This is a genomic window from Xanthomonas campestris pv. badrii, assembly GCF_012848175.1.
Classification (GTDB): Bacteria; Pseudomonadota; Gammaproteobacteria; order Xanthomonadales; family Xanthomonadaceae; genus Xanthomonas; species Xanthomonas campestris_C.
Map to the genome: position 1 here is coordinate 1,037,960 of NZ_CP051651.1, position 13,954 is coordinate 1,051,913.

The window sequence follows — 13,954 nt, forward strand, 5'->3', positions numbered from 1 at the left end:
TTCCCGGCTGGGTGTGTTGCTTACAACGTGCGTCGCACCGCTCAGGCCTCGGCGTCTTCCTTGTACGCATCCACCGGGATGCACGCGCACATGACGTTCTTGTCGCCGTAGACATTGTCCACGCGGGCGACCGGCGGCCAGTACTTCTGCTGCTTGAGGCTGGGCAGCGGGAAGGCGGCCAGTTCGCGCGGGTAGGCGTGGGTCCACTCGCTGGCCGACACCTGGGTGGCAGTGTGCGGGGCGTGCTTGAGTGGGTTGTCCTCGCGGTCCAGGCGGCCGTCTTCGATGGCGCGGATCTCTTCGCGGATCTGGATCATCGCGTCGATGAAGCGGTCCAGTTCATGCTGCGATTCGCTTTCGGTCGGCTCCACCATCAAGGTGCCGGCCACCGGGAAGCTCAAGGTCGGCGCATGGAAGCCGAAGTCGATCAGCCGCTTGGCGATATCCTCGGCACCAATGCCGCTGGTCTTCTCCAGCGGGCGGATGTCCAGGATGCACTCGTGCGCCACCAGCCCGTTGCGGCCGGTGTACAGCGTCTTGTAATGCGGTGCCAGGCGCTTGGCGATGTAGTTGGCATTGAGCAAGGCCACCTGGGTCGCCTTGCGCAGGCCGGCGCTGCCCATCATGGTCACGTACATCCAGCTGATCGGCAGGATCGAGGCGGAGCCATAGGCGGCCGCGCTGACCATGCCGCCGGTGCGCTGGACGTCTGCTGCCCCGCTTCCGGAGTTGAATCCGCCGCCATGGATGGCGGCAGTTTGACCTTCGCCGGCATGGAGGCCGGCACGAGGCAAGTATGGCGCCAGGTGCGACTTCACTGCACACGGGCCCACGCCCGGGCCGCCACCACCGTGCGGAATGCAGAAGGTCTTGTGCAGGTTCAGATGCGACACGTCCGAGCCCCACTTGCCGGGCTTGGCCACGCCAACCAGCGCGTTCATGTTGGCGCCGTCGGTGTAGACCTGGCCGCCATGCGCATGCACCGCTTCGCAGATCGCCACCACGTCTTCTTCGAACACGCCGTGGGTGGACGGGTAGGTGATCATCAGCGCGGCCAGGCGATCGGAATACTTTTCCGCCTTGGCGCGGATGTCATCCACGTCCACGTTGCCGTTGGCATCGCACTTGGTGACCACTACCGTCATGCCGCACATCTGCGCGGAGGCCGGGTTGGTGCCGTGTGCGGATTCGGGGATCAGGCAGATATCGCGATGCGCTTGCCCGCGGGCGCGGTGATAGGCACGGATCGCCAGCAGGCCGGCGTATTCGCCCTGCGCGCCGGAATTGGGCTGCAGGCTCACCGCGTCGTAGCCGGTGCATTCGACCAGCATCGCTTCCAGTTCGTCGATCAACTGCGCATAGCCGGCCGACTGCTCGGCCGGTGCCAGCGGGTGGATCGCGCCGAACTCGGGCCAGGTCACCGGGATCATTTCGGCGGTGGCGTTGAGCTTCATGGTGCAGCTGCCCAACGGGATCATGGTGCGATCCATCGCCAGATCCTTGTCGGCCAGCGAGCGCATGTAGCGCAGCAATTCGTGCTCGCTGTGGTGGGTATTGAACACCGGGTGGGTCAGGAACGGGGTGGTGCGCAGCAGGCCCTGCGGCAAGGCATCGGCGGTGGCGGCATCCAGCGCGTCCACATCGGCCGTGGCACCGAACAGCTGCGCCAGCGCGACCACGTCGGCGCGGGTGGTGGTTTCGTCCAGGCTGATGCCCACCGCTTCGCTGTCGATGGCGCGCAGGTTGATGCCGGCCGCACGCGCACGGGCGTGGATGGCATCGGCATCGATCGCCTTGACGTGGAGGGTGTCGAAGAAATGCTCGCCCACGGTGACGCCGGCGCTGCGCAGTGCGGCAGCCAGGATCGCGGCCAGGCGATGGGTGCGACGCGCGATGCGGGTCAGGCCGTCGGGGCCGTGGTAGACCGCATACATCGAGGCCATCACCGCCAGCAGCACCTGCGCTGTGCAGATGTTGGAGGTGGCCTTCTCGCGGCGGATATGTTGCTCGCGCGTCTGCAGCGTCAAACGGTAAGCAGGATTGCCGGCGGCATCGATCGACACGCCGATCAGGCGGCCGGGCATCGAACGCTTGTAGGCATCGCGGCAGGCCATGAAGGCTGCATGCGGGCCGCCGAAACCGAACGGCACGCCAAAGCGCTGCGAATTGCCGACCACGATGTCTGCGCCCCATTCGCCGGGTGCGGCGATCAGGGTCAGCGCCAGCAGATCGGTGGCCACGGCCACCAGGCCACCTTGCGCGTGCACGGCATCGGCCAGCGCGGCGTGGTCGCCGATGTGACCGAAGCTGTCCGGATACTGCAGCAGCACGCCGAAGCATTCGGCCTGCAGCGCCTCTTCCGGCGTGCCGACGCGCAGCACGATGCCCAGCGGCTCGGCGCGCGTGCGCAGCAGTTCCAGCGTCTGCGGATGCACGGCATCGTGCACGAAGAACGTGTCGGATCTGGACTTGGCCGAACGCTTGGCCAGCGTCATCGCTTCGGCCGCAGCGGTGGCTTCGTCCAGCAGCGAGGCGTTGGCGATCTGCATGCCGGTCAGGTCCGCGCACAGGGTCTGGAAGTTGATCAACGCTTCCATGCGGCCCTGCGAAATCTCTGCCTGGTACGGCGTGTAGGCGGTGTACCAGGCCGGGTTTTCCAGGATGTTGCGCAGGATCACCTTCGGCGTATGCGTGCCGTAATAGCCCTGGCCGATAAAAGTGCGGTGCACCTGGTTCTTGCTGGCGATGGCGCGGATCTTGGCCAGCGCCTCTTCCTCGGTGATCGCCGCGGGCAGCGCAAGTGCGGCCGGCGACTTGATGTTGCCCGGCACGATGGCGTCGGTCATCGCATCCAGGCTGGCGTGGCCGACCACGTCCAGCATCTGCGCGATTTCTGCGTCGTTGGGGCCGATGTGGCGTTCGACGAACGCGCTGTGGTGTTCGAGGTCGCGCAGGGAAGACGGAGTGTGGGACATGGCGGGCATCCGGGGCAGAGGGCATGCGAAAGGTCGGAAGCACCGCAACCGGCATGACGCGCATGGGCGCACCATCACCTGCCGCAGTGGCGGTCTTCCTCGCGCCCCTCTGTCCTTTTGCCTGAGAGTTTGAGAACGCGGCCTGGCGCTGGGCCTGCCTGCGTTCCGTGCCCCTTCGGCGCCGGCATCGGCCGGTCTCTCCAGAGTTGTGTTGAAGATGGTATCGGGCCTGAGCGATTACGGGCTGTTGCGCCTTCGGCAGCGGCAGTGCCGCTTCTCCCACCGTGTTGCCGGCCGATTATAGCGTGGCTGCGCGCCGTGGGGCGGGCAGGCGCGGCCCTGATCCGGGTCCGCACTCGCGTTTGCTTAACCTTGGCACCGCAAGCGCCTATCATCGGCGTCCTTATGCTCATCCCGGCATTGCGACAGGCAGGTGCCGGCGTGCGTCCCCCGATGCACCACGTTTCGGATCCCTGCATGACCCCCACCACGCCTTCCACCCGACGCATGGCGCTGCTGCTGGCCGGGCTGGCGATGTTCGGCCCGTTTTCCATCGACACCATCTTCCCGGCGTTCTCGCGGCTCAGTCGCAGCCTGGCAGTGGACCAGGTGGCGATCCAGCAAACGATCAGCGTGTATCTGCTGGCCTACGGGGCGATGAGCATCGCGCACGGGCCGCTGTCCGACGCCTGGGGCCGCAAGCGGGTGATCCTGGGCGGGCTGGTGCTGTTCATCTCCGCCTCGATCGGCTGCGCGCTGTCGCAGGACCTGCCCACGTTGCTGGCGTTCCGCGCGTTGCAGGGGCTGTCGGCGGGCGTGGGCATGATCGTCGGCCGCGCGGTGATCCGCGACCTGTTCCATGGCCCGGATGCGCAGCGGCTGATGAGCCAGGTGTCGATGATCTTCGGCATTGCGCCGGCCATCGCGCCCATCATCGGCGGCTGGATCCTGCTCAGCGGCGCCGGCTGGCCGCTGATCTTCTGGTTCCTTGTGGCATTCGGACTGGTGCTGTTGGTGGCCACCCTGGTCTGGCTGCCGGAAACCCATCCGGTCCAGGCGCGTACCCCCCTGCAGTTCAAGCGCCTGCTGCAGGACTATGTGCGGATCGGCTTCAATCCGCGGTTCCAGCGGCTGGCTGCGGCAGGGGCGTTCAATTTCGCCGGCATCTTCCTGTACATCGCCTCGGCGCCGGTGCTGATCATGCAGCACCTGGGCCTGGGCGAGGGCGACTTCGCCTGGCTGTTCATCCCCACCATCGGCGGCATGACGCTGGGCTCGTTTCTGTCCGGGCGCATGGCAGGACGCATGGAGCCGGTGCGGCAGATCCGCATCGGGTTCATCTGCTGCGGCGTGGCCGCGCTGGCCAACCTCGGCTACACCATGTCGGTGGCGCAGATCGCCCTGCCATGGGCGGTGCTGCCGATCTTCCTGGCCGGCGTGGGCATGGCGTTGATTTTCCCGATCCTGGCGCTGGCGGTGCTGGACATGTACCCGCACCAGCGCGGCCTTGCGTCCTCGCTGCAGGCCTTCACCCAATTGATGACCAACACGCTGGTGGCCGGTGTGCTGTCGCCGCTGCTGAGTGAACATCCGCGGCATCTGGCGATCGGCATGACCGGTTTTTTCTTGCTGGGCTGGCTATTCTGGCGCTGGGAGCGCCGCAGCGGCCGCCGCCTGCGTCACCGCCAGGCGACCGAGGCGGTCCCGCTGGAACCGGCCGACCACCTTTGACCCGACAGGAGCCTGCATGTCCACCGATTCCAAGTTGCGCCGCGATGCCCGCAAACGCGCCGCCGAGCGCCAGCGCAATCAGGCCGCCGCCAATCCCACGCCGGTCTCCCCGATCGAGCCGCACGCCGAACTGCGCGACCAGCAACGCACCCTGCTGGCCGGCATCGTCCGCCGCGACGGCGAATGGGTATTGGGCATGGACGGCCGCATCGCCGGTGAGAGCACCAGCGCCGCGCAGGTGCTGGCCCTTATCATGCGCGCTGCCGAACTGCACGAACGCCAGGGTACGCCGGTGCGGCTGACCTACTCGGACGCGCTCAAGGACGCCGCGCATGCCGAAGCCCAGGCCGGCGGCATGGAGTTCGAGCAGTTCAAGACCAAATTGAGCGAGCGCTTGCAGGGTGGTGCCAAGCTCAATTGACTCTTGCCGGGCAGCGTCGGCATCGACGCTGTCCGGCGGGCGGGTTGGCCGGTCGTGTGCCACGCGTCAGCGCGTCGCAGCGGGTGCAGGTGTCGTGGGAACCGGAGCGCTGGCCTGCCAACCGCACATCTGCCCCTGGTTCTGCTGCTTGAGCCATTCGCTCATCGGCGCGAAATACTCCAGCATCGGGCCGGCGTCGAGTGTCTCGCTGCCGGTGAGTTCCTTCAGCGTGGTCTGCCACGGTTGGCTGGAGCCGCGTTGCAGCATCGACCAGAATTTCTGCCCGGCATCCTTGTTGCCGTAGAAGCTGCACTCGTACAGCGGGCCCTGGTGGCCGGCCGCCTGGCACAGGCCCTTGTAGAACTGGAACTGCAGGATGTGCGCAAGGAAGTACCGCGTATAGGGCGTATTGCCCGGCACATGGTACTTGGCGCCAGGATCGAAGAACTCCTCGCCACGCGTGCTGACCGGCGCCACGCCCTGGTACCTGGCCTTCAGGTCCCACCAGGCCTGGTTGTAGTGCTCCGGCGTGATCGAGCCATCGAACACGCCCCAGCGCCAGCGGTCGATCATCAGGCCGAAGGGCAGGAACGCCACCTTGCTCAAGGCCATGCGCATCTGCGAATTGATCAGCGCTTCGCGGCCGGCTTGCTGCTCGCCCACCATGCCGATCGACTGCAGGTACTTCGGCGTCATCGCCAGCACGATGGTGTCGCCGATCGCTTCGTGGAAGCCGTCGTTGGCGCCGTTCTGGAACAGCGGCGGCAACGGGTTATAGGCCAGGTCGTAATAGATGTGGCCGAGCTCGTGGTAGATGGTGGTGAAGTCTTCTTCGGTCGGCCTGATGCACATCTTGGTGCGCACATCCGCGCCGATGCCCTGGCCCGGCTCGCCACCCATGTTCATGTCCCAGGCGCTGGCATGGCAGACCACGTCGCGGTCCAGCGGCTTGATGAACTGCGAGCGCTGCCAATAGCTCTCTGGCAGCTTGGGCATGCCCAGCGAGGTGTAGAACTCCTGTGCGCGCTCGCTCATCTGTTTGGCGGTGCGCAGTTGTGCCTCGCGCTCGGCGTTGAAGCGTGCGGCAGCACCGCCATCGCCACCGGTGTTGCGTGCCAGCACCGCGCTCAGATTGCCCTGGTACTGTTTTTCCAGGGCGGAGGTGATGTCCAGGTCGCCGGCGCCCGGATAGGGCTGCAGCAGGTCCCACAGGTTGCTCCAGTCCTGCTGCCACATATTGCCCATCAGGTGCGCGGGCAACAGCCCGCCGGGCAGCTCGCCCTTGTCCTTGCCGTATTGGGTGTCCAGCTTGCCGCGCGCGTAGCACTGCAGCTGCGCGTACAGCGGTTTGACTTGTTCCCACAGCCGATCGGTTTCGCTCGCCAGTTGCGCCGGCGGCATGTCGTAGCCGCTGCGCCACATCACCCCGACATCGGCAAAGCCCAGGCCGCGCGCGCCCTCGTTGGCCAGCTCGACAAAGCGCTGGTAGTCCTTGCGCATCGGCTGCGCGGTGCCGTGCCAGCCCTGCCAGGCATCGAGTTGCGCGTCGTAGTCGCGGCTGCTGGCCAATACCTGTTCCAGCTCGCCGAGTTGGCGGCAGCGGCGCTGCTCGCCATCGCCCATGCAGTAGCTGCCGGCGCCGTAGTCGCCCTCCATCTTGGCCGCGATGCGGGTGAGTTCGGCCAGTTTGGTCGCATCGCGCGGTGCGGGCAGGGCGCTCATCAGCTTGAGCAATTGCAGGGCGCGCGCGCTGTCGGCCGACATCGGCGTGCCGGCATACTGCTTGGATTGTTCGATCCAGCGATCCAGCTGCGCCAGCGAGCGCTCGTTGGCCTTGGCTGCCAGCAGCTGCGAATCGCCATTGATGTAGGTCGAGGACAGCCACTGCGCGGCGGTGACCTCCGGATAGGCGGCCTTGTATTCGGCATTGATGCGCGCAACGAAGGCATCGGCGCTTTCGGCAGGCACGGGTTTGGTTGCAGCAGGTGTGCTTGGCGGTGCGGCGTCCCGGCGGCAGGCCGACAGCCATACGGTGCCGGCGGCCACGGCCAGTGCCAGCAACAGCAGACGAGGATTCACGGGTGGTCCTTGCGGTGACGTCCGGGCAAAGGCTAGAGCGCGCCAGGCGTCAGGGCAAGCAGGACAACCGTTTCAAGCACGGTAGCGGCGAGGCGGCAAGCGCGTCGTCGCCATGCAGGTCGGGTTCGGAACGTTTCAGCCGGCAGCTGCGCAGGCCCGGGAGCGCATTGCCGGCACCCGAACGCGGCATGTCTCCCTCCCTGACGCTTCCGGCACGCTCGCGGCATCGCCTTGTCAGCCGCTCTTCGTCGTGCATTGCGCGAACACATCGCGTTCGCGTGCATAAATGCTGGTCTTGACCTGCATCAGGCCCAGCACCGAGGGGAACAGCGCGTCCTGGTCAGTGTACTGGCCGGCACGGTGGCGCAGGCAGGTCTCGTCCAGGCCACGGTCGCGCGCGAACTCCGGCGAGAACCACATCACCATCGGCACGTGGGTCTGCTCTTTCGGCGCGATGGCGTACGGCACGCCATGCAGGTACAGGCCTTTTTCGCCCAGTGACTCGCCGTGATCGGAGAGATAGATCATGGCAGTGTCGTAGTCGGGTAGGCCGCGCAGGGTGTGGATGGCCTGACTGAGGAAATGATCGGTATAGCCGATGGAATTGTCGTAGGCGTTGACGATGTCCTGGCGGCTGCAGCTGCCCAGGTCGGCGGTCTTGCAGACCGGCTTGTAGCGTTCGAACTGTGCCGGGTAGCGTTCGAAGTAACTGGGGCCGTGGCTACCGAGTTGATGCAGCACCACCACGCGGTCGCCCGGCTTGGCGCGCACCTGCGCGGCCAGGTCGCCGAGCAGGATTTCGTCCATGCACCGGCCATCGGCGCACAGCCCCGGCGTGGTGGCGTCATCGAGTTTCTGCAGTTGCAGGCCATCGCAGACGCCCTTGCAACCGGATTGGTTGTCGCGCCACAAGGTCGAAATGCCGGCGTGCTCGAGCACATGCAGCAGCGACTGGTGACCACGGATGGTGTCTTCGTTGTAGTCGCGGCGGCCGAACGGCGAGAACATGCAGGGCACCGAGACCTCGGTGCTGGTGCCGCAGGAATGCATGTCCGGAAAATTGATCACTCCGGCCTGCGCCAGCTCCGGCGTGGTCTGCCGCGCATAGCCATTGAGGCCCCAGTTCTGCGCACGCACGGTTTCGCCCAGCACCACCAGCAACAGGCGCGGGCGACTGCCGGCTGCGCGCGGGGTGGCCATGGCATCGTGTTCAACCGGTTGCTTGGGTGCGTGCTTGATCGGCGAGTCGGACTTCAGGTTCTGGCGCAGCGCGACGATGTAATTGATCGGCGTGGCCAGGTAGCGCACTTCGCGGTGATTGCGCATCAAGGCCGAGATGTCCTGGAACGACAGCATGGCACCGCCTGCACCCACTACGGCCACCGCCAGCAGGAAGCCGCCCCGCCACAGCAGCGACTTGCCCACGCTGCGCGCGCGCAGGCGGATGCGCCACAGCAGCACGGTCGGTATCAGGAAGTAGCACAGCAGCGGAAAGATCAGGCCTGGTGTGAGCAGCTCGCGCGATTCCTTGTGGTCGGTATGCAGCACGTTGCGCAGCATGTCCGCATCCAGATAGACGTTGTAGCTGTCCATGTAGTGCGCGGCCAATGCGGTGGTGAACAGCAGCAACGTCAGCAATGGTTTGGCGTTCCAGCGCCAGACCAGCATCCCCAGCAGCAGTGCATTTGCTGCGACCAGCAACGCCATCAACGAAAGCGCAAATCCAGGACTGCCCGGATGCGTGGCCATCGCCGTACGCCAGAACAACTGGTTGCACACCAGCGCAAAGAACAGGCTCGACAGCAGGATCAGTGTTTCGGTGGACACCGTGGGGCGCATGCTCCACGTCAGCGTGTGCGAGCTGATCCGCCCGCGCGGTTCCGGTAGCCAGGTACTCATGCTGCATCCCCCGATGGCAACATCGCATCACGCACGCCGCGTGGCCGAGCCAGCATCACGCCGTACAAGGTGATCGCGGTGAACCAGCACACCGCCAGCGACCACAGGTCGTGCGACAGAAAATGCGCGCCGCGCAGCTGTTGCGCAATACCGAAAGTGAGACCTGCTGCCAGACCTATGAACAAGCCTGGCAAGCGCCATGCAGGACGGAGAGACAGCGCACAGAAATACAGCGCCACCCACGCATAACCGGCACTCGCGTGACCTGCAGGAAAGCAACCGGACGCAGCCAGGCCGTGGCGTGATTCGAACAGCCCAATCATCGCTTGCGTGCCGCCATAGCGGCTCAGGTCCCAGGGGCAATCCATTGCGGTCCACGCCTTGAGCAGCGAGACCAGCGAGGTCGACAGTGCAACCGAAGCGCCCAGATACGTGAGTGGCCAGCGCAGCACGCGCAGGCGCGGCTTGCACCACGCTGCCACGGCCAGGATCACCACGCTGACGCCGGCTGCCGTACTCAACCATTTGCCGACACGATGCACCACGCCGCTGGTGACCCAATGGTCCTTGAGCAGCCAATGCCCGCCTTCCAGCCGATACAACGCATCGGCCACCCATTGGTCGCCACCGGCGCCCATCAGCAAGGCACTGGCCACCAGCACGCCTGCCAGCGGCATCCAGAGATGGCGGGCAAGAAAGCGCGTGTGCGCAACGGTGGCGGTGCGTGCCAGGGCAGGCGAAAAAGCCGGAAGCGTGGTCATCGAAGCGTGGGCCCGTGTCAATGCCCGGCATCTTCGAAACCCGGATGTCGGAGAGCGGTCGGACCGGAGTTGCCCAGGCGTTAACCCAACACCTGGCGTTCAGTCCGCGTCGCTGTCGCCGCCGGTTTGTTCGGTCTCGGACGCATTGCCTTTGCAACCGGCATGCCACGCCGTGCCCGGAATCAGCTGCCATTGATTGCGGTTGGATTCGCCGATGTCGATGCGCTGGGCCGGATCGATGCAGGCCGGTACCGCCTGCTTGAGCACGAACAGCCAGCGCTTTTCCGGCGCTTGCGCCAGCCACGGGCCGGCTTTGGCCCACTGCGCCTGCCAACTCGCCTTGAAGCCGAAGTCGGTCACCGGCCGGTCGGCCTGCAGCAGGTTCTGCTCGCGCCAGGCCAGCATGCCGAGTTCGGCATCGGGCCCGATGCGTTGACCCACGCGTTGCATCAGCCGTGCAGAGGAACTGTACGGATCCAGCGCCGGCATCAGGCCCAGGCCATGGACCATCCATAGCGCAGCGGTCATCGCCACCACTGCCGTCCCGGCGCGTTTGCCGCGCGACCAGACCACCGCGCCGGCACCGATCACGCCCAGGCCGAGTAGCCAGAATCCCACCGACTGCAGCGAGGCAAGTTCCATCCCGCGTTTCAAGGCGGTGTTTTCCGCCCAGGGCAGATGCAGCGCGATCCCGCCGCCCAGCACCAGCCCGGCGAGCGCCAGCACCACCACGTAGCCGGTGAGCACGGCGCGCACGCCGCGCCTTTGCAACAGCCCGGCCAGCAACGGCGCTGCCGCCATGCACAGCGCGGGCAGCATTGGAAAGAGATAGACCTCGCGCTTGCCCGGGCTGGCGCTGAAGAACAGCAGGACCAGCACGCTCCACGCCAGCAGCAACACATAGCGCGGATCGCCGCGGCGCAACCGGCGCCACCACGCCTGCAACAGCCAGGGCAGCAACAGGCAGCCCGGCAGCCACAAGGTGGCAATCACCTGCAGGTAGTACCAGGCCGGTTTGACGTGATGCCAGGCGTGCGCGTAGCGGGTGCCGGTCTGCTTGAACAGCAATTCCTGCGCGTAGGCGTGCAACTGCGGGTCCTGGCTGTGCAACAGCGCGATGCCCAGCGGCCCCAGCCACACCGCGGTGCCGGCCACGAACGCCGGCAGCACCAGCAACCAGGTGCGGCCGGCCTGCGCGCGCGCAGGCAATACGCTCCACGGCCTGCGCGGCAGCGCCATCCACGGCAGCAACACCAGCAGCGGCAAGAAGCCCACGCCCTTGGTGACCGTGCCGACGCCAGCGGCGAACAACCCCAGTGACCACGCGCGCCAATCCCGCCCGCGCAGCAGATGGCGCAGCATTCCCCACAACGCCAGCGTGGTCAGCGCCACCAGTACCATGTCGATCTGCGCGCGCTTGGCCATCAGGCCGAACTGCAGCACCGCGAACAAGGCCAGCACCGCATGGCCAGCCACGCGCCGGTTCCACAGCCGGCGTGTCAGATCCCAGGTCAGCCACAGCGTGGCCAGTGCGGCCAGCAGCGAGGGCAACAGGAACGCCACCGGCCAGTGCGGCACCAGCTCATAGGTGGCCGCCTGCAGCCACATGAACACCGGCGGCTTTTCCGCGTACAGCTCGCTGCCACGGTGCGGCAGCAACCACTGGCCGCTGTCGACCATGGTGCGCGCAGCCAGCACGAAGCGCGGCTCGTCTGGCGGATTGGGCTGGCGCAGCCCCAGGCCGGCCAGCAGGCTGACAAGGATCAGCAGTGATGCGACCAGCAGCGCGGGGCGGCGGGGCAGGAAGGCAGAGGTGGCAGGCGACACGCGCACGCCCCGGTGAAAAGGGGCGAAACGATAGCTGGCAACCTTGTCGGAAATGTGTCGGACACCTTGCCGGCGCGCGCGCAGGGCCCCCGGGGCGGCCGGGTTCGGCTGGCCTCGGGTAGGATGCGCACAGCGTCCCTGTCGGACCGTTCTGGAATCGCGCGCATGCGGCTGCTGGTCATCGAAGACAACCGCAACATGGTTGCCAATCTGTTCGATTATTTCGAAGCCCGCGGGCACACCCTGGACGCCGCGCCGGACGGCATCACCGGCCTGCACCTGGCCACCACCCAGCAGTACGACGTGCTGGTGCTGGACTGGATGATGCCGCGCATGGACGGCCCGGAGGTGTTGCGCCGCCTGCGCGAGCAGCATCATTCCGAACTGCCGGTGATCATGCTCACTGCGCGCGACGAATTGCCCGACAAGATCGCCGGCTTTCGCGCCGGCGCCGACGATTACCTGACCAAGCCGTTCGCGCTGCCCGAGCTGGAAGTACGCATCGATGCCTTGCTCGCGCGTGCGCATGGTCGGCGCCGCAGCAAATTATTGCAGGTGGCCGACCTGCGGCTGGACCTGGCCACCCTGGAAGCCACCCGGTCCGGCCAGGTGCTGCATCTGTATCCGGCCTGCCGCAAGTTGCTGGAAGTGCTGATGCAGGCCAGCCCGGCAGCGGTCACCCGGCAACGCCTGGAGCAGGCGCTGTGGGGCGACGACCCACCCGATGGCGACATGCTGCGTTCGCATATCTACGAACTGCGTCGCAGCGTGGATGGTCCGTTCGCGCACAAGCTGATCCACACCCTGCCGCGGCTCGGCTATCGCCTGGCGGAGCTGGATGCCGCTGGCCAGGCGGCAGGCAACGAGTGCGTCGATGGCTAAGCAGCGCCCGCTGGGCCGCCGGGTCATGCTGTGGCTGTTCGGCTATACCTTGCTGATGACGCTGGCGGTGTTCGGCACGGCGCAGTATCTGCACGAGCGCGCCGAACACGGCGTGTGGCGCTCGCTGCTTAATTCAGAACTGGACAGCATCTTGGAGCGCAGTGCGCGCAATCCGGACTACCACTGGCAGGACTCGGACACCTTGCGGCTGTACCGCATCGATGGCTCGGCCGGCGTGCCGCCGGTGCTGCGCACGCTGCACCCCGGCCTGCACGACGAGCTGGAGATCGCCGGCCGCCAGAGCGCGGTGATGGTGCGCGACACGCCGCAGGCAGGCCGCCTGGCGCTGGTGCTGGACATCACCGATTTCGAGGCGCTGGAAAAATTTCTCACCCGCTGGATGCTGGCGGCCGGCGTCGCGTTGATCGGCATCACCTTGCTGATGGGTACCTACGCGATGGCCCGGCTGGTGCACCCGCTGGTGGAGCTGGCGCGCGACATCGGTGCATTGCGTCCGGGCCGAGGCGCGCAGCAGATCACCGTGGGCGCGCAGGGCAGTGCCGAGCTCTACGTCATCGCCGATGCGCTCAACGACTACCTGGAACGCAACAGCCAGTTCGTCGAGCGCGAGCGCGCCTTCATCGATAGCGCCAGCCACGAGTTGCGCACGCCGATCGCGGTGATCGGCAATGCGGTGGAACTGGCGCTGGAACAGCCGGACACCCCGCCCATTGTGCGCCATCAGTTGCAGCGCATCGCGCAGACCAGCGCCTCAGTGGAGCAACTGATCACCTTGCTGCTGGTGCTTGCCAAGGACCCGGGGCGGCTGGTGCGCAGCAGCGATACCGTGCGGCTGGATCAACTGCTGCCGGAAATCGTGGCCGACCATGCGCATCTGTGTGCCGACAAGGACCTGCAGGTGGTCATCGACCCGCTCCCGCCGTGTAGCCTGACCGCGCCGGTGGCCATCGTGCAGACCGCCATCGGCAACCTGCTGCGTAACGCCATCGAGAACAGCGACCGCGGCGTCATCCGCATCGGCCTGTCCGCGCCCGGCGTGGTGCGCATTGCCGACCCGGGGCATGGAATGACGCCGGAGGAAATCAGCGCCATCTACGCGCGTCTGGCGCGCGGCAATGCACGGCAGGGCAACGGCATCGGCCTGGAATTGATCGGACGCTTGTGCGAACACCTGGGCTGGCATCTGCAGCTGGATTCCAACGCAGGGCAGGGCACGGTGGCTACGTTGGACCTGTCCGGTGCCACTGCCGCGAGTGAATCTGGGGCGACCTAAAGCGGCTACCAATCGGTATCGGCAGGGCCATGCAGGTCCAATTCGCCGTCCACGTCGCTCCGACAGCCGCTGACGGCGCTGTGCC

Annotated in this window: 9 protein-coding genes and 1 riboswitch; of the genes, 4 read left to right on the top strand and 5 right to left on the bottom strand. The window is 66.5% G+C overall.

Annotated elements, in window-relative coordinates; translation table 11 throughout:
* Positions 1–41: 41 nt before the first annotated feature.
* Positions 42–2,984, bottom strand: coding sequence for an aminomethyl-transferring glycine dehydrogenase (gene gcvP / locus HG421_RS04475; RefSeq protein ID WP_211161781.1), 2,943 nt, complete (start codon positions 2,982–2,984; stop codon positions 42–44).
* A 90-nt stretch (positions 2,985–3,074) separates the two neighbouring features.
* Positions 3,075–3,189: riboswitch (glycine riboswitch) on the bottom strand.
* A gap of 263 nt (positions 3,190–3,452) precedes the next feature.
* Between gcvP and HG421_RS04480 the strand changes: the two genes are divergently transcribed.
* Positions 3,453–4,706 (top strand): multidrug effflux MFS transporter, encoded by a 1,254-nt coding sequence (locus HG421_RS04480; RefSeq protein ID WP_169705389.1) that lies wholly within the window; start codon positions 3,453–3,455, stop codon positions 4,704–4,706.
* A gap of 16 nt (positions 4,707–4,722) precedes the next feature.
* Positions 4,723–5,127, top strand: a complete 405-nt coding sequence (locus HG421_RS04485; protein WP_169705390.1) for a hypothetical protein — start codon at positions 4,723–4,725, stop codon at positions 5,125–5,127.
* Between the two features lie 66 nt (positions 5,128–5,193).
* On the opposite strand, the gene HG421_RS04490 is transcribed toward HG421_RS04485, so the two are convergent.
* From HG421_RS04490 to HG421_RS04505, 4 genes are all read right to left on the bottom strand, one after another.
* A complete protein-coding gene (locus tag HG421_RS04490; protein ID WP_169705391.1) occupies positions 5,194–7,206 on the bottom strand; it encodes a M2 family metallopeptidase in 2,013 nt (670 codons plus the stop codon).
* Between the two features lie 234 nt (positions 7,207–7,440).
* Positions 7,441–9,105, bottom strand: coding sequence for a phosphoethanolamine transferase (locus tag HG421_RS04495; RefSeq protein WP_169705392.1), 1,665 nt, complete (start codon positions 9,103–9,105; stop codon positions 7,441–7,443).
* Entirely contained in the window at positions 9,102–9,866 is a 765-nt protein-coding gene (locus HG421_RS04500; RefSeq protein WP_169705393.1) for a phosphatase PAP2 family protein, read from the bottom strand. The genes HG421_RS04495 and HG421_RS04500 overlap by 4 nt, the downstream gene beginning before the upstream one ends.
* 99 nt (positions 9,867–9,965) lie before the next feature.
* Positions 9,966–11,699, bottom strand: a complete 1,734-nt coding sequence (locus HG421_RS04505; RefSeq protein WP_169705394.1) for an ArnT family glycosyltransferase — start codon at positions 11,697–11,699, stop codon at positions 9,966–9,968.
* Between the two features lie 159 nt (positions 11,700–11,858).
* Between HG421_RS04505 and HG421_RS04510 the strand changes: the two genes are divergently transcribed.
* Positions 11,859–12,575, top strand: a complete 717-nt coding sequence (locus tag HG421_RS04510; RefSeq protein ID WP_169705395.1) for a response regulator transcription factor — start codon at positions 11,859–11,861, stop codon at positions 12,573–12,575.
* The gene (locus HG421_RS04515; RefSeq protein ID WP_169705396.1) at positions 12,568–13,869 is read left to right on the top strand and encodes a sensor histidine kinase; all 1,302 of its coding nucleotides are present in this window, start codon (positions 12,568–12,570) and stop codon (positions 13,867–13,869) included. Before HG421_RS04510 ends, HG421_RS04515 begins: the two co-directional genes overlap by 8 nt.
* The last annotated feature ends 85 nt before the right edge of the window (positions 13,870–13,954 follow it).

Bases quoted from the DNA above. Each gene is read 5' to 3' on its own strand.
- gcvP (WP_211161781.1), bottom strand. From the start codon at position 2,984: ATGCCCGCCATGTCCCACACTCCGTCTTCCCTGCGCGACCTCGAACAC.
- HG421_RS04480 (WP_169705389.1), top strand. From the start codon at position 3,453: ATGACCCCCACCACGCCTTCCACCCGACGCATGGCGCTGCTGCTGGCC.
- HG421_RS04485 (WP_169705390.1), top strand. From the start codon at position 4,723: ATGTCCACCGATTCCAAGTTGCGCCGCGATGCCCGCAAACGCGCCGCC.
- HG421_RS04495 (WP_169705392.1), bottom strand. From the start codon at position 9,105: ATGAGTACCTGGCTACCGGAACCGCGCGGGCGGATCAGCTCGCACACG.
- HG421_RS04500 (WP_169705393.1), bottom strand. From the start codon at position 9,866: ATGACCACGCTTCCGGCTTTTTCGCCTGCCCTGGCACGCACCGCCACC.
- HG421_RS04510 (WP_169705395.1), top strand. From the start codon at position 11,859: ATGCGGCTGCTGGTCATCGAAGACAACCGCAACATGGTTGCCAATCTG.
- HG421_RS04515 (WP_169705396.1), top strand. From the start codon at position 12,568: ATGGCTAAGCAGCGCCCGCTGGGCCGCCGGGTCATGCTGTGGCTGTTC.